General features: G+C 73.1%; 13 protein-coding genes. 9 read left to right on the forward strand and 4 right to left on the reverse strand.

Going from position 1 to position 15732, the window contains the following annotated elements; genetic code table 11:
• A partial coding sequence (locus tag DCW30_RS13130; RefSeq protein ID WP_129299897.1) for a maltotransferase domain-containing protein occupies positions 1-1808 on the reverse strand: 1808 nt, incomplete at its 3' end.
• Positions 1809-2057: 249 nt separating this feature from the next.
• On the opposite strand from DCW30_RS13130, the gene DCW30_RS13135 reads away from it, so the two are divergent.
• From DCW30_RS13135 to DCW30_RS13145, 3 genes are all read left to right on the forward strand, one after another.
• Entirely contained in the window at positions 2058-2663 is a 606-nt protein-coding gene (locus DCW30_RS13135) for a pep a2 (RefSeq protein ID WP_237283463.1), read from the forward strand.
• 125 nt (positions 2664-2788) lie between these two features.
• The gene (gene glgX, locus DCW30_RS13140; protein WP_062778467.1) at positions 2789-4945 is read left to right on the forward strand and encodes a glycogen debranching protein GlgX; all 2157 of its coding nucleotides are present in this window, start codon (positions 2789-2791) and stop codon (positions 4943-4945) included.
• A 105-nt stretch (positions 4946-5050) separates the two neighbouring features.
• Entirely contained in the window at positions 5051-5923 is an 873-nt protein-coding gene (locus DCW30_RS13145; RefSeq protein WP_162933598.1) for a VOC family protein, read from the forward strand.
• Positions 5924-5986: 63 nt separating this feature from the next.
• Here the strand turns inward: DCW30_RS13145 and DCW30_RS13150 are convergent, their stop codons facing one another.
• The 3 genes from DCW30_RS13150 to DCW30_RS13160 all read right to left on the reverse strand — a co-directional run bounded on the left by DCW30_RS13150 (position 5987) and on the right by DCW30_RS13160 (position 9160).
• The gene (locus tag DCW30_RS13150) at positions 5987-7618 is read right to left on the reverse strand and encodes a phytoene desaturase family protein (RefSeq protein ID WP_076687375.1); all 1632 of its coding nucleotides are present in this window, start codon (positions 7616-7618) and stop codon (positions 5987-5989) included.
• Positions 7619-7633: 15 nt separating this feature from the next.
• On the reverse strand, positions 7634-8101 hold the full coding sequence (locus DCW30_RS13155) for an SRPBCC family protein (protein WP_062778471.1): 468 nt from the start codon (positions 8099-8101) through the stop codon (positions 7634-7636).
• Positions 8102-8263: 162 nt separating this feature from the next.
• Complete coding sequence (locus DCW30_RS13160; protein ID WP_076687374.1) at positions 8264-9160, reverse strand: SDR family oxidoreductase; 897 nt, start codon at positions 9158-9160, stop codon at positions 8264-8266.
• 406 nt (positions 9161-9566) lie between these two features.
• On the opposite strand from DCW30_RS13160, the gene DCW30_RS13165 reads away from it, so the two are divergent.
• From DCW30_RS13165 to DCW30_RS13185, 6 genes are all read left to right on the forward strand, one after another.
• The gene (locus tag DCW30_RS13165; RefSeq protein ID WP_076687373.1) at positions 9567-10229 is read left to right on the forward strand and encodes a carbonic anhydrase; all 663 of its coding nucleotides are present in this window, start codon (positions 9567-9569) and stop codon (positions 10227-10229) included.
• A gap of 54 nt (positions 10230-10283) precedes the next feature.
• The gene (locus tag DCW30_RS13170; RefSeq protein ID WP_079250218.1) at positions 10284-11849 is read left to right on the forward strand and encodes a SulP family inorganic anion transporter; all 1566 of its coding nucleotides are present in this window, start codon (positions 10284-10286) and stop codon (positions 11847-11849) included.
• Between the two features lie 223 nt (positions 11850-12072).
• On the forward strand, positions 12073-12237 hold the full coding sequence (locus tag DCW30_RS36675) for a hypothetical protein (RefSeq protein ID WP_162933597.1): 165 nt from the start codon (positions 12073-12075) through the stop codon (positions 12235-12237).
• 102 nt (positions 12238-12339) lie between these two features.
• The gene (locus tag DCW30_RS13175) at positions 12340-13554 is read left to right on the forward strand and encodes a phenylacetate--CoA ligase family protein (RefSeq protein ID WP_076687372.1); all 1215 of its coding nucleotides are present in this window, start codon (positions 12340-12342) and stop codon (positions 13552-13554) included.
• 70 nt (positions 13555-13624) lie between these two features.
• A complete protein-coding gene (locus DCW30_RS13180; RefSeq protein WP_076687371.1) occupies positions 13625-14149 on the forward strand; it encodes a glycine-rich domain-containing protein in 525 nt (174 codons plus the stop codon).
• Positions 14146-15432, forward strand: a complete 1287-nt coding sequence (locus DCW30_RS13185; RefSeq protein ID WP_079250217.1) for an MFS transporter — start codon at positions 14146-14148, stop codon at positions 15430-15432. Before DCW30_RS13180 ends, DCW30_RS13185 begins: the two co-directional genes overlap by 4 nt.
• Positions 15433-15732 lie beyond the last annotated feature (300 nt).

Here is a 15732-nt window from a genome sequence, read left to right on the forward strand (position 1 = left end):
ACCACCGGCTTGGTGTGCGGGTTGTCGACGCGGAAGATCCGCACGCCGTGCCCCATCCAGAACCGCAGCAGCCGCTCGGTCTCCGCGATCAGCCCCGGCATGTCCTCGCCGAAGGCGATCGGGTAGATGTCCTGGTACTTCTTCGGCGGGTTCTCGGCGTACGCGATGGAGCCGTCCGCCCTGCGGCGGAACCACTCCGGATGCTTGTCCACCCACGGGTGGTCCGGCGAGCACTGGAGGGCGAAGTCCAGGGCGACCTCCAGGCCGAGGCCCTCGGCCCTGCGCACGAAGGCGTCGAAGTCGTCGAGCGTGCCCAGGTCGGGGTGGACGGCGTCGTGGCCGCCCGCCGGGGAGCCGATCGCCCACGGCACACCGACGTCCCGCGGGCCGGCCACGAGGGAGTTGTTCGGACCCTTGCGGTGCGTGCCGCCGATCGGGTGGATCGGCGGCAGGTACACCACGTCGAAGCCCATCCCCGCGATGGCGGGCAACCGCTCGGCGGCCGTGCGGAACGTCCCCGGGACCGGCGCGGCCCCCGGTCGGATCACCGCGCCCTCCGAGCGCGGGAAGAACTCGTACCAGGAGCCGAACAGCGCCCGGCTCCGCTCCACGAGCAGGGGCAGGGCGGCCGAACGGGTGACCCGCTCCCGCAGCGGGTGGCGGGCGAGCACCGCTTCCACCCGTGGGGTGAGGGCCGCCGCCAGACGGGCCACGGGCGGGCGCAGTTCGTCCCGCAGCGCATCGACGGCGTCGAGCAGGGCCCGGCGGTCCGCGCCCTCGGGCACCCCGCGCGCGGCACGCTCGTACAGCAGCGCGCCCTCTTCGAGGGTGACTCCGGCGTCGATCCCGGCCGGGACCTTCACCTCGGCGGCGCGGAGCCAGCCCGTCACCGGGTCCGCCCACGCCTCCACGGCGTACGTCCAGCGGCCCTCGGCGTCGGGCGTCACGTCGGCGCCCCAGCGGTCGGCGCCGGGGGCCAGTTCGCGCATCGGGGTCCAGGGTCCCGGGCGGCCGTCGGGGCCGAGCAGCACGACGTTGGCGGCGACCGCCTCGTGGCCCTCCCCGAAGACCGTGGCCGTGACCTGGAAGGTCTCCCCCGGCACCGCCTTGGCGGGGCGGCGCCCGCCCTCGACCACCGGCCGCACGTCACGGATGGGGACGTCGAAGGTGACCGGGCGCTCCACCGGCGCCGGCGGCGTCGCCCGCGCGGCGGAGCGCTTCCGCCCGGACGCCTTCGCGGCCGGGGTCTTCGCGGCGGAGGTCTTCGGCGCAGGTGTCTTCGGCGCGGAGGTCTTCGGCGCGGGCGCTTCGGTGGTGGGCGCCTGCGCGGCGGAGGCCTTCGGCGCGGGCGTCCTGGCGCGGGCCGCGCCCCGCTCGGACGCCGGGGCGGGCGGCTTCGGCCGGGTGGCGCCGCGTTCCGGGACGGCGGGCGCCGGCCGGGTGGCACTCGTACTCCGTTCCGCGGCAGAGGTCGTCGGCCGGACGGCGCTCGTCTGCGGAGCCTGGGTCATCGATCTCTCCTCTGCCGGGATCCGGCGTTCGGGGCGCGGACTGCCGCCATACGGGGTGGACGGCCACCGGCCGCCGGTCGCTCGCCGACGGCGCGAAGGCCGCAGGCCCAGGGAGAACTCGGCCGCGTCCGCCGCCACCCGGGCCGTGCCCTCACCCATCAGCACACACAGCGTGTACGCCGTGCTCTCGAAGCGCATCCGCACGCCTCGGTCGGCGGGGTCGGCGAGGAGCCGCCGTTCCCATGCCCGGTACGTGTCCAGGTGCCGCGCGACCTCGGCCTCGGCAGGCAACAGCATCCGTTGCTCACCTTCTGAAGGGACCGGCGTGATCGCCGACCAGAGCGTGTGGACCCATAGTGCACGGGCCACCACGAGGCGTCCTGTTGGAACTTCCCCGACTACGGGAGTGGCTCGTGTTGCACGAATGGAGCAGTGTGCCCACTCTGATAATGACTCAGAAGCGATCTACGCTCACGCTTCGTGCTCGGGGCGCGGCTCGCAGAGCCGTTTCGGTACCGGAAGCTTCGCTGAAGGGAGCCAAGAGCGATGACAAGGTCAACCCCCTGCTACTACCACCTAGAGGTGGAGATCACCCCGGAGAGGATCGAGCAGGTCAGGCGCATCCTGGCCGCCCATCTCCGGCACTGGGGGCTGGGAACACTCGTCGAACCCGTGAGCCACTGCGCCGGCGTCCTGCTGCGTGCGGTGGTGGAGCACGGGACGGACAGGAACACCGCCGTGGAGCTGTGGTGGAACAAGCAGCACCTCATCACCGCCGTGTCGGACAACGAGCCCCACCTGCCGGACCCGCACTACGGGCCGCAGGGCTGTCTGGCGCAGATCGCCGCGCTGAGCGACGGGTGGGGGAACTACCCGGCGACCGACGGAAAGATCATCTGGTTCTCGCACCGCGCCCGTGCGGCCGAACGGGCCCCCCTGACGCCCTTCATGCCCACACCGGGACTGCTCACGGCCCTGGGCGTCCCCCGGGAGGTCCCCGTCGCCGGACTCGCCGCTCCGGAGCCGACGGAACCGCTGGTCGCCGCCGCCCTGCCGGGCGGCCACGTCCGGCGGTCCGACGGATCGTGCCCCACGATGGTGGGACGTTCCTCAGCGCCGGAGCCGAGGCCACGCACCGCGCCCGCCATGTGAACCCCACGTTCACGCGGCAGCGCACCGGGCCGCGGCGCCCCGCCGGGGAAGCCGCGGCCTTTCGGCGTCCCGACGCCGGGCACGCGATCAGACTCGGACCACGCTCATCCGTACGGAGGCAGCGCGTGCGCACCTGGACCGGACGCCCCTTTCCACTCGGCGCGACCTACGACGGCGAGGGCACCAACTTCGCCCTCTTCAGCGAGGCCGCCGACCGCGTCGACCTCATCCTCATCGACGAGGACGGCGTCCACCGGCCCGTCACCCTCACCGAGGTCGACGGCTTCATCTGGCACGGCTACCTGCCGGGCATCGGCCCCGGTCAGCGCTACGGCTACCGGGTGCACGGCCCCTGGGACCCGGCCGCCGGGCACCGCTGCAACCCCGCGAAGCTGCTTCTCGACCCCTACGCGCGGGCCTTCGAGGGGCAGATCGACAACCACCCCTCCCTCTACGAACTCGCCGGGGACGGCCCCGACCCGGCCGACAGCGCCGCGCACACCCTGCTCTCGGTGGTCACCGACGACGCCTTCGACTGGGAGGGTGACGTGCCGCCCAGACGGCGGTACGCCGACAGCGTGATCTACGAAGCGCACGTGCGCGGCCTGACGCGCAGGCACCCGGGGGTCCCGGCGAAGCTGCGGGGCACCTACGCGGGGTTCGCGACCGAGCCGGTCATCGACCACCTGCTCTCCCTCGGGGTGACCGCCGTCGAGCTGATGCCCGTGCACCAGTTCGCGCAGGACGGCTTCCTGCGCGACCGGGGCCTCTCCAACTACTGGGGGTATACCTCCATCGGCTTCTTCGCCCCGCACAACGCCTACGCGGCCGACGGCTCGCGCGGCGAACAGGTCACCGAGTTCAAGTCGATGGTCAAGAAGCTGCACGCCGCCGGGCTCGAAGTGATCCTCGACGTGGTCTACAACCACACCGCGGAGGGCAACGAGAACGGCCCGACGCTCGCCTTCCGCGGCATCGACAACGCCTCGTACTACCGGCTCGCGGAGGACGACCCGGCGCACTACTTCGACACCACCGGCACGGGCAACAGCCTGCTGATGCGCCACCCCAACGTCCTGCAGCTCGTCATGGACTCGCTGCGGTACTGGGTCACCGAGATGCACGTCGACGGCTTCCGCTTCGACCTGGCCGCCACGCTCGCACGCCAGTTCCACGACGTGGACCGGCTCTCGGCCTTCTTCGACATGGTCCAGCAGGACCCGGTGGTCGGCCGCGTCAAACTCATCGCCGAACCGTGGGACGTCGGCGAGGGCGGCTACCAGGTCGGCAACTTCCCGCCGCTGTGGTCGGAGTGGAACGGCAAGTACCGCGACTCGGTGCGCGACTTCTGGCGGAGCCAGGAGCACACGCTGCCCGAGTTCGCCTCCCGCCTCACCGGCTCCGCCGACCTCTACCAGCGCGACCGCCGCAGACCGCGCGCCAGCGTCAACTTCGTGACCGCCCACGACGGCTTCACGCTGCGGGACCTGGTCTCGTACAACGACAAGCACAACGAGGCCAACGGCGAGGGCAACGAGGACGGCGAGAGCCACAACCGCTCCTGGAACTGCGGCGTCGAGGGGCCCACCGACGACGAGGCGGTGCTCGCGCTGCGGGCCAGGCAGCAGCGGAACTTCCTGGCCACCCTGCTGCTCTCGCAGGGCATCCCGATGATCGCCCACGGCGACGAGCTGGGCCGCACGCAGCGGGGCAACAACAACGCCTACTGCCAGGACGGCGAGCTGTCCTGGGTCAACTGGGACCTCGACCTCGAACAGCGCGACCTGGTCGCCTTCACCCGGCGCTGCATCTCCCTGCGCGCGGCCCACCCGGTGCTGCGAAGACGCCGCTTCTTCCGCGGCGACACGGTGACGCACGAGGGCCAGCCGCTGGCGGACCTGGTGTGGCTGCGGCCCGACGCGCGGGAGATGACGGAGGACGACTGGCAGCGGGCGGACGCGCACTCCGTCGGGGTCTTCCTCAACGGCGACGCGATCGCGGAGCCGGACCCCCAGGGCATGCCCGTCGTGGACGACTCCTTTCTGCTGTTGTTGAACAGCTTCCGGGAGCCGGTCCTCTTCCGGCTGCCCGACCCCGCGTACGGTGAGCGGTGGATGACACGGATCGACACCTCGGACCCCCAGGGCCTCTCGGACGAGGCCGAACACAAGGCGGGCAGCGAGGTCGCCGTCGAGGCACACGGTCTGCTCCTGCTCTCCCGGCCCTCCATGACCGCGAGCGGCACCGCGCGAGACCACCGCCCGGACGGCGACGCCCCATGAGGCTCTCGGTACGCCATCCGTGGGAGAACCCGGGCCCGGCGGGCCCTCAAGCACAGGTGCCGGAGTAATTCTCGAGGGTGCCTCGAATTCCAGGACGGGTTGCACATGCACCACGACGACAGGAATCCACCGAGCCGGGAGAGCACGGCCGTCGCGGGCGAGGGCGCCGGCTCCGCCAGGCGGACCGGGTCCGTGCTGAGCGAGTCGGCGGTCGGGGCTCCCTGCTGGGTCAGCCTGACGGCACGAGACCTCACCACCGCACAAAGGTTCTACGGGGCGGTGATGGACTGGCGGTTCCGGCCCGCCAAACTCGGCGAACAGTTCTCGGTCGCCACCGCCGAGGGCGACCCCGTGGCCGGGGTCGGCGCCGTCGCCACCTCCCTGCAGATCGCGGCGGCCTGGACCCCGTACTTCGCGGTGCTGAGCGCCGACGAGACGGCGGGCCGCGTCCGGGAGCGCGGCGGGACGGTCGCGGTGGGGCCGATCCCCTTCCCCAACGGGCGCGCGGCCCTGCTGTCCGACCGCGACGGGGCCGTGTTCGGCGTCTGGGAGGGCGAGATCCTCACGAGCTGGCGCAGCGCGTCGCACGCCGCGCCCGCCTGGCTGCGGCTGCGCACCCGCGACGCCTTCGACGCCGCGATCTTCTACGGCGAGGTGCTCGACTGGGCGTGCGGCAGGCCGGAGTGCTGCGAGGTGCGCTACCAGGAGGAAGAGGTGGTCCTCTTCAGCGGCGGACGCCCGGCGGCGCGGCTCAGCTCCGGCGCCGTCGAGGCCTCCCCCGACCCGGCCGTCCGGCCGCACTGGCAGGTCCACTTCACCGTGAAGGACGTCGAGGCGTGCGTGCGCGCGGCGGCCGAGAACGGCGGCCACGTGATCGAGCAGGACCTCTCGGGGCGGCCCCCGACGGCGACCCTGCGCGACCCGGACGGCGCGCAGTTCAGGGTCATCGCCCGGGAGGCGGGACCGCCCCCTGCCTGAGCCCCGGCGAGGCCGCCCGCCGCCCGCCCCGCCAAGGGGCGGGCCCGAGGGAGCCGGGCCGGACTAGACGGCGCCCGGCTTCCGGCCCGTCCTGCCGCGGCTGCCGAGCGCGCGCTGCGCGGTGGAGAAGATCCCGGAGCCGTAGCGACGCCGCAGGGCGGCGCGTGCGGCGTTGGCGCCCGGGGCCCCGTGGACACCGCCGCCGGGGTGCGCCGAGGCGGAGGCGAGGTAGAGGTGCGGCACCGGGGTCTCCGGGCGGCCCGCGCCAGGCACCGGCCGGAAGATGAGCTGCTGGTGCATGTTGGTCGTGCCGGAGTTGATCGCGCCGCCCCGCAGGTTGGCGTTCAGCTGCTCCAGCGTGGGCGGCGCCAGGACGCGCCGGTTGATGATCTTTTCGCGGAAGCCGGGCGCCAGGCGCTCGATCTGCTCCTCCACCCGGTCGGCCATGGTCTCGTTCTCGCGCTTGTCCCAGCGGCCCGTCAGGCCGTCGCCGCCCGCGTCGTCACGGACGCGGTGGGGCACGTGCGTGTACGCCCACGCCGATTCGGTGCCCGCGGGGGAGCGTGTGGCGTCGGCCGTGGTCATCTGGCCGACCAGCGAGAAGGGCCTGTCCGGCACGAGGCTCATCGCGATCTGCGCGGCGAACCGCGTCAACTCGTCCACCCCGTCGGCCACATGCACGGTGCCCGCGCCCCTGGCGCCCTCCGCCGTCCAGGGGATCGGCCCCGAGAGGGCCCAGTCCACCTTGAACGTGGCGAAGTCCCACTGGAAGCGGCGCAGATCCTGGAGCAGGCGGTGCGGCAGATGCGCGGGGCCGACCAGCTTTCCGTACAGATCGGGGGCGGCCACGTCGGCGAGGACGGCCTTGCGCGCCACCACGCCCTCGCCCGCCGCGGTGCGCACGCCGACCGCGCGCCCGCCGCGTACGACCACCTCGGTGACGCGCTCGCCGCAGCGGACCGTGCCGCCCTTGCGCTCAAGGCGGCTGACCAGGGCCGAGGTCAGGGCTCCCGCCCCGCCGACGGGGACGGGGAAGCCGTACGTCTGGCCGAGCATGGACATCAGCCAGCCGAAGCCGCCGCTGCCGGCCGCCTCGGGGGCGAGATCCGCGTGCAGGGCGTTGCCGGCGAGCAGCAGCCTGCCGCCCTCGCCCGCGAACTCCTCCTCGCCCAGCCTGCGCACGGGCAGCACCAGTGACCGCGCCACCCGCAGACCGCCGCCCGCCCGCAGCCGCGCGGCCAGGGTCAGCCCCGAGCGCACCGGCGGGAACGGCGTGAACAGGGCGTCGATCAGCGGTTCGCGGAGGCGGTCCCAGATCGCGTGCAGGTTCTCCCAGCCGCGCGCGTCGCCCGCGGCGAAGGAGTCGACGGACGCGGACGTGACGCCGCGGTCACGGCTCAGGACCGCGCAGCGGCCGTCCGTCAGCGGGTGGGCGAGGACGTGTTCGGCGTGGGCCCAGCGCAGCCCCTCGCGCTCCAGGCCGAGCCCGTCGATGATCGGCGACGCCACCGCCAGCGGGTAGAAGGCGCTGAACATGTCGCTGATGAAGTCGGGGTGCACCCCGCGGTCGCTGCGGACGGCGCCGCCCGGCTCGTCCTGGGCCTCCAGGACCTCGACGCTCCATCCGGCGTCGGCCAGCAGGTTCGCCGCCACGAGACCGTTGGGTCCCGCGCCGATCACCACTGCGTCCGGCATGGGTACTCCCCCGTCTCAGGTCGTCGTGTGCTGGGCCGCGCGGTCGTGGGGCCTGCCCCGCTCGACCAGCGCCGCCAGGCGGCTGAGCATGCTGCGGTGCCGGATCTGGATCAGGGCGTCGACGGCGGCGTTGTGCAGGGCGCCGCCGAGGCCCTGCAGCGGGTGTTCGTCGACGCGCACCAGGGTGTGCTCGCCCCAGGGCTGTACCTCGATGGCGATCCGGGCCGTGCCGAGGGCACCGCTGTAGGCCTCCAGTTCGAGCCGGTCGGGCCGTTCCAGGCGGCGCACCACGGTGTGCCCCGAGAACTCCCGGGGGCCGAGCCGGACGGTGTACTCGATACGGGAGCCGACCTCCGGCCAGTGCCCGTCGATCGGCCGGGAGTCGTGCGTGCCGACCACCCAGTCGGCGTACCGGTGCCCGTCGTCGAGCACCTCCCAGACCGCCGAGGGGGGCTTCTTGATCAGGTGGTGGCGTACGGCCACGTCATGCCCTTTCGTCCGGCGCGAGCCCGTCCGGGCCGGCGCGTCCGTACTTTCCGTGCTGTCGGTGCTGTCCGTGCTGTCCGTGCTTTTGGTGCGGTCGTGCTTTTGGTGCGGTCGTGCTTCTCGTGCGGTCCGCGCTTTCCGTCCACGGCGGAGGCGGCGTCACGGCAGCGGAGTGCCGCCGGTGGCGTTCACGATCTCGGCGGTGATGAAGCTCGCGTGCTCCGACGCGAGGAACACATAGGCGGGCGCCATCTCGGCGGGCTGAGCGGGCCGGCCCATCGGCGCCTGCTTGCCGAACTCCGCGGTGTCCGGCAGCGTCGCGGGGATCAGCGGGGTCCACACCGGCCCCGGGGCCACGGCGTTGACGCGGATGCCGTCCTCGACCAGCATCTGCGCGAGCCCCTGGGTGAAGGTGACGATGGCGCCCTTGGTCATCGCGTAGTCCAGCAGGTGCGGGCTCGGCTTGTAGGCCTGCACCGACGTGGTGTTGATGATGGAGCCGCCCGCCGGGATGTGCGGCACCGCCATCTTGCTGAGCCAGAACATGCCGTACAGGTTCGTGTGCATCACACGGTCGAACTGCTCGGTGGAGATGTCACCGATCCCGCCGGGCTGCGACATCTGGTAGGCGGCGTTGTTGATGAGGACGTCGATCCGGCCGAACTCCTCCACCGCCCGTGCGACGAGCCTGCGGCACTGTTCCTCCTCGCGGATGTCGCAGGGCACGGCGACCGCCTTGCGCCCGGCCTCCTCGACGAGGCGTGCCGTCTCCCGGGCCTCGCCCGCCTCTTCGGGCAGATGGGTGAAGAGGACGTCCGCGCCCTCCCTCGCGAAGGCGATCGCGACGGCCCTGCCGATGCCCGAGTCGCCGCCGGTCAGCAGCACCTTGCGCTCCTTGAGGAGGCCGCTGCCCCGGTACGACTCCTCGCCGTGGTCCGGCGGCGGATCCATGGGCCCCGTCCAGCCGGGCGTCTCCTGGTTCTGCTGGGCGAAGTCCGGCTGGGGGTGGCGCGTCGTCGGGTCCTGCTGGCCCGGGGCGCCGTTGGCGTCGTTCATCAGTGGTGGCCTTCCTGCTCGTTCCTTCCACCCTCGGTGCGACGGGCGTCCGCCGCACGCGGGGAGATGCCCCGGGTGCCCCCGCGACCGGCGGCGAAACGGACGCGTCGGCGAACGGAATCGGCTCTGACCTCCGCACCGATCTCCGCGTGAAGCCTTGACCAACGGTTGATCGCTGGACTAGTTCCCAGGTCAGGGGTGTTTTTTACTCATTCTTTGGCAGAATTTTCCTCTGTCATCGGAGGTTAATGCGATGGCAAAGTGGAGGACACGACGGCCCAGCAGGCTGTCCCCCGGGGCCATCCGGAGCCGTCATCCCGGCTCTGCGCGCCGCCCCTCCGTCACCCTCGACCCGACCACACCGCGTCCCGGCCCCCGGCCGTGCGGACGCAGGAGGCAGGCCACCATGAAGTCACTGATCGACAACGCCCGATCCTTCGCCGCGACCCATGTCGCGGACCCGCGGAACACCGAGGCCTTCCGGGCCCTGGGAGCGGGGCAGTCCCCCGAAGCCCTGTTCATCACGTGTTCCGACTCGCGCGTCGTCCCCTCCCTGATCACCGGAGCGCGCCCCGGCGAGCTCTTCGAACTCCGCACCGCCGGCAACGTCATACCCCCCTACCCCTCGGCGGGCCGCGCGGAGCGCGACGGCCACCCGATGAGCGAGGCGGCCACCATCGAGTACGCCGTGTGCGTCCTCGGGGTCAGCTCCATCGTCGTCTGCGGACACTCGCACTGCGGCGCGGTCGGCGCACTGGTGCGGGGCGAGGACCTGTCGGCCGTGCCGGCCGTCCGCGACTGGCTCGACCACTCCGTGGCCCCCGACGACGCCCTGCGCTCCCTCACGGCCCCGGCCTCGGCGGACGTCGCGGAGGCCGTGCAGGAGCATGTGCTCGCCCAAGTGGCGCGCGTGCGCGCCTACCCGTGCGTCCAGGAGCGCGTCGACGACGGTTCGCTGACGCTGCACGCCTGGTACTACGAGGTGCACACCGGCGCCGTCCTCGTCCACCGCCCCTCCTCCGGCGGTCGCCCCACGTCCGGCGACCGCCCGGCGTTCGGTCCCCTGTGAAGCCCGCCGCGCCCCCGAGCCCGGCCCGCTCCCACGACAGGACCCGCCACTCTGATGTCCTCCTTCTTCTCCCCCTACCACAAGCTGCGTGAGCCCGGCGTCCTGCGCCAGGACCTCCTCGCCTCCCTCGTCGTCTTCCTCGTCGCCCTGCCGCTCTGCGTGGGCGTGGCCGTCGCCTCCGGCGTCCCCGCCGAACTCGGCCTGGTCACCGGCATCGTCGGCGGTCTCGTCGTCGGCTTCCTGCCGGGCAGCGCCCTCCAGGTCAGCGGCCCCGCCGCCGGTCTCACCGTGCTCGTCTTCGAGGCGGTGCGCGAGTTCGGGCTCGGCATGCTCGGCGCCATCGTGCTGCTCACCGGCGCGCTTCAGGTCACCCTCGGCCTGCTGCGCTGCGGCCGGTGGTTCCGCGCGATCTCCGTCTCCGTCGTCCAGGGCATGCTGGCCGGCATCGGTCTCGTCCTGATCCTGGGCCAGCTCTACACCATGGCGGGCGCGGAGCAGCCGCGTTCCGGCATCGACAAGATCGCGGGGCTGCCCCGCCTCATCGGTGACGTCATCACCGACACCGCGTCACTGACCGCCGCGGCCGTCGGCGTCGGCACCATCGCCGTGCTCGTCCTATGGCCGAAGCTGCCCGCCGCCGCGCGCGTGGTGCCCGCCCCGCTGGCGGCGGTCGCCCTGGCCACCGCCGCGGTAGCCGGTCTCCGCCTGGACGTGGCGAACGTGGAGGTGCGCGGCCTCGTCGACGCCGTCCAGCCGCCCGGCCTCGGCGACCTGGCCGACCTCGGCAGCGTGGCGGTGCTCGGCACGGTCCTCGCGTTCACGCTGATCGCGTCCGCGGAGTCCCTGTTCAGCGCGGCGGCGGTGGACCGCATGCACGACGGTCCTCGCACGCACTACGACAAGGAACTCGTCGCTCAGGGCGTCGGCAACACGGTGTGCGGCGTGCTGGGCGCGCTGCCCATGACCGCGGTCATCGTCCGCAGCTCGGCCAATGTGCGGGCGGGCGCGCGTACGCCGCTCTCCCGCATCGCGCACGGCGCCTGGCTGCTGCTCTTCGCCGTGCTGCTGCCGTCCGCGCTCGGCATCATCCCGCTGGCCGCGCTCGCCGGTGTCCTCGTGCACGCCGGCTGCAAACTGATCCCCGTCAAGGAGATCGTCCCGCTCGCCCGTGCCCACCGGGGGGAGGCCGTCGTCCTCTCCGCCACCGCGATCGCCATCGTGGTGACCAACATGTTCGAGGGCGTGGTGCTCGGCCTGGTCCTCGCGGTGGTCAAGTCCGCCTGGGACACCTCGCACGTGCAGGTGGACGTACGCGAACTCACCGACGGCCGCATGGTGGTGACGCTCACGGGCAACGCCACGTTCCTGCGCCTGCCGCGCATCCTGGAGACGCTGGAGGCCATGCCCAAGGACCGGCCCATCGAGCTGGACCTGACCGTGGTGCGCCATCTCGACCACGCCTGCCGCACGACGCTGGACAACTGGGCCCTGCGGCACAACGACAGCGGCACGGAGGCCGTCCGGATGCGGACGCGCCCGCCGTCCGGCCCCGGGTCCACGGCGCCCGGGGAGGTCGGGGAGCCCGCCGAAATTCCCGCGCAGGCGTCTGCCCACCACTGACCGGGCCGACGCGCCGCCACCACTGACCGAGACCGGCGAACCGCCCGCCCCGAGACCACGCACATGGCTCGTCGCGCGGCGGTTCGGCGTGCTCGCGCACGGAGGCCAGAGGTATCCCCACCCCCCTCTTGACACTCCTTTGACCTTCTCTTTACCTTCGAACGGCGATGGGACAGATCACCGAAAACCATCGCTTACGGCTCATATCTATGGAGGTTTCACCATGGAGCAGCTCATCAAGCGCATGACCGAAGAGTCCGTGTGGCAGAAGTGGGTCGCCGCCAACTCCGCGCAGGGCGGCGCCGGTTCGGCCAAGGACGGCTGTATCAGCGCGACGCCGAAGACCGGATGCATCAGCGCCACCGGCAAGACCGGCTGCATCTCCTGACGCGTTGAGCCACTGAGCGTCGCGCGGGGCCGCCGCCGCAGCCTTCGGCACGGGCGGCGGCCCCGCCCTCACCCCCCGGCCCCTTCGTCCTCCGGAGCCCCCGTGAACCGCCTGCCGAGCGCCGACGTCCTGGACCGGGTCCGGGACATCCCCCTCTACCGCGCGTCCGTCGAGCGCGGCGACTTCCCGATCCTGGAGAAGCCCGCGATCGCCGAGGGCTTCCCCGACAACTGGATGACCCCCGAGCTCGCCCGCGCCCTAAAGGCGGGCGAGGCGGAGTTCGTGCTCTCCACCGGCACCAACCACGCCCGCATGCAGCTCATCCGCCCGCCCTACTTCCTGCTCCGGTCCTACTACCGCCTCTGGAGCGAACACCCCGAGCTGGGCGCGTCCTGGCACGACGGGGCCAAGCGGGTCTCCCTGACCACCGTCCTCGCCACCGAGCACGTCGCCCGCGTCAACTCCCGCAAGTCGGGCGCCACCCCGGGCGAGCGCTGGCTGGACGACCGCACCCTGTACCTCAACCGCCGCCTGGACCCGGCCGACTGGGACCGCGCCGAGGTCGAGCGGATGCTCACCGAGATCCGGGGGGTCGCCGCCGCGCACCCCCGGAGCTCGTACCTCCTGGACTGCTCCGGCCACCACCTGGCCCACCTCGTCGCCAAGGTCACCGAGTGGGACCTGTGGGACGCCTTTCCGCCGCCGACGGGCATCGTCCACGCCTACGAGTACACGCCCCTGAACGTCCGCGCCCTCCTGCGCGCCCGCTTCGGCTGCCCCGTCGTGGACCTCTTCGGCAGCACGGAACTCGGCTACCTCTTCTACAGCGAGGCCGACGGCTCGTACCGGCCCTATCTGGACGGCATGAGCGTGGAGCTGATCCCGGTAAAGCCCGGCAGCGGCATCCACAGCCTCATCGTCACCAGCGTCCGCAACCCCTACATGCCGCTGGTCCGCTACCGCTCGGGCGACTGCGTCCGCACCTTCGACGGCAGCGCCGACCCCATGCGGATCGCCTCCTTCTGCGGGCGCGAGAAGGAGCTGCTCGCCACGCCCGCGGGCCCCGTCGCCCAGGCCGACCTGGACGCGCGCGTCGCCGGCGTCGCCCCCCGGGTCTTCCTCCAGCAACTGCGGCTGACCGGTGGGGCCGAGTGCCGGCTGTGGTGCACGACCTTCGACGGCACCCCTCTCACTCCCGAGGGGAGCCGCGAACTCGCCTCTGCCGTCACCGAATTGACCGGTCGCGCCTGCCAGGTGGAGCACCGCGCCCGCATACCCGTCGGACGCTCCGGCAAGTACGCCTGGCTGATCCCGTAGCGCCCGCCCCCTTCGACCGAACCCCGAGCCCCGAGCCCCGAGCCCCGAGCCCCGACAGGAGCCAGCCCCCATGCCCGTGAAGACGGCGCCCACCGCCGAGGAACTGCTCGGCGGCGACCTGCACGCGGAAGTGGTCCGGCACTTCGCCGCGCGGCCCGGCGCGCCGGACACCGCCTTCGTCAGGGACCAGGTCCGCGAGTGCCTCCGCTATCTCTACCTGGTCTCGCGCCACCCCGACCGGCTCGGCGGCCTCTTCCTGCCCGTGGAGCAGGACATCGACGAGATCTGGCACTACCTCATCCTCCAGACCCGCGAGTACCGCGAACTGTGCGAACAGCGGCTCCCCGGCGGCCACTTCATCCACCACCGCAGCATCTCCTACGACGCCTACCAGGCGGCCCCCGGGCGCGAGACGGCCGCCGAGGAGGCGCTGCGGTGGCTCCCCCTCTACACCGCCGCGTTCGGCCCGTTCGACGAGGCGGCGCTGCCGCACTGGACGGTCGTGCGGTTCCTGCACGACGAACTCGGCCTGTCCCTCGCAGAGATCGCGGCCGCGGCGGGCGAGGCCAAGGCGCCGTCACGAGGAGCGGCGTGACCGCGACCGCCCCGCGGGCCGGGGAAGCGGCGACGCCCCGCGTCCTGCGGCGCACCCTGACCGTGCTCGTCGTCTCGCAGGCGCTCGGCGGTGCGGGCATGGCCGCGGGCATCACGGTCGGCGCGCTGCTCGCCGAGGACCTGCTCGGCTCCACGGGCCTCGCCGGGCTGCCCGCCGCGCTGTTCACCGCCGGGGCGGCCCTCGGCGCGGCGGTGATCGGGCGCGTCTCGCAGCGGCGGGGGCGACGCCCCGGCCTCGCGCTCGGCCACGGGGCCGCCGCGCTCGGCAGCGCCGGGGTGGTCGCCGGGGCGGCCTGGCAGTGGGCGTGGCTGCTGCTGGCCTCGCTCTTCGTGTACGGGGCGGGCACGGCGACGGGCCTGCTCGCGCGGTACGCGGGCGCCGACCTCGCCCCGCCGGAGCGGCGCGGCCGGGCCACCGGCACCGTGCTGCTCGCCACGACGCTGGGCGCGGTCGCGGGCCCCAACCTCGTAGGCCCCACCGGAACCCTCGCCCACGCCTGGGGCGTCCCGCGGCTCGCGGGCCCCTTCCTGCTCGCCTCGGCCGCCTACGCCGCCGCCGCCCTGGTCCTGCTGCTGTGGCTGCGGCCCGACCCGCTGCTCCTGTCCCGCGCCGCGCCGCCGCAGGAGCCGGTGGCCGCCGCCGCACCGGGGTCCGGCCGCTTCACCCCCGGTGTCGTCACGGGCGCCACCGTGATGATCACCGCCCAGCTGGTGATGATCGCCGTGATGACGATGACGCCGGTCCACATGGCGGCGCACGGCCACGGCGCCCAGGCCGTGGGGCTCGTCATCGCCCTGCACGTGGGCGCGATGTTCCTGCCCTCGCCGCTGAGCGGCCTGCTCGCCGACCGCTTCGGCCGGCTCCCCGTGGCGGCGGCGTCCGGCGCCGTCCTGCTCGGCGCGGGCCTGCTCGCCGGTCTCGCCCCGCCGGGCGGCGTGCTCTGGCCGGCCTGCGCGCTCGTCGTACTCGGCGTCGGCTGGAACCTCGCCCTGGTCAGCGGCACCGCGCTGGTCACCGACGCCGCCCCGGCCAAGAGCCGCGCGTCCGTGCAGGGCCTGGTCGACGTGGGGATGTCCCTGGCGGGCGCGACGGGCGGCATGGCCTCGGGCCTCGTGGTGGCGGGCGGCGGTTATCCGCTCCTCGCCGTGGCGGCGGGGACCCTCGCGCTCGCGGTGATCCCGGCGGTGGCCGCGCGGGGGCGCGGGGCTGGTTCAGGGGGTGACGCAGGGGCTGGTTCAGGCGTTGGTTCGAACACCGCCTGACATGGTCTATGATTGATCTTGAGCTCGCCGCCGAACTTCCGGTGGCAGGCCAGGCGTTGGTGGTCCAAGGAAAGGCGCCCCGCTTCCTGCGGGGAGATGTAGGTGCAAGGCCTGCCCAGCGCTCGACAAGACCCCGGTCTCCGGTATGGAGACCGGGGTCTTTTGTGTGCCGGGGCGCGGATCCGAGGCATGGAAAAGCCCGTCGGCATGGACGGTGACGCCCCGTCAGCCGAGCATGAGCACGCCACGTTGTTCACCGTCGCTTCACCTCGCCACGCATTACCCATCGGTAATCCTTCA

This window comes from Streptomyces alfalfae, from assembly GCF_004127445.1.
Lineage (GTDB): Bacteria > Actinomycetota > Actinomycetes > Streptomycetales > Streptomycetaceae > Streptomyces > Streptomyces alfalfae.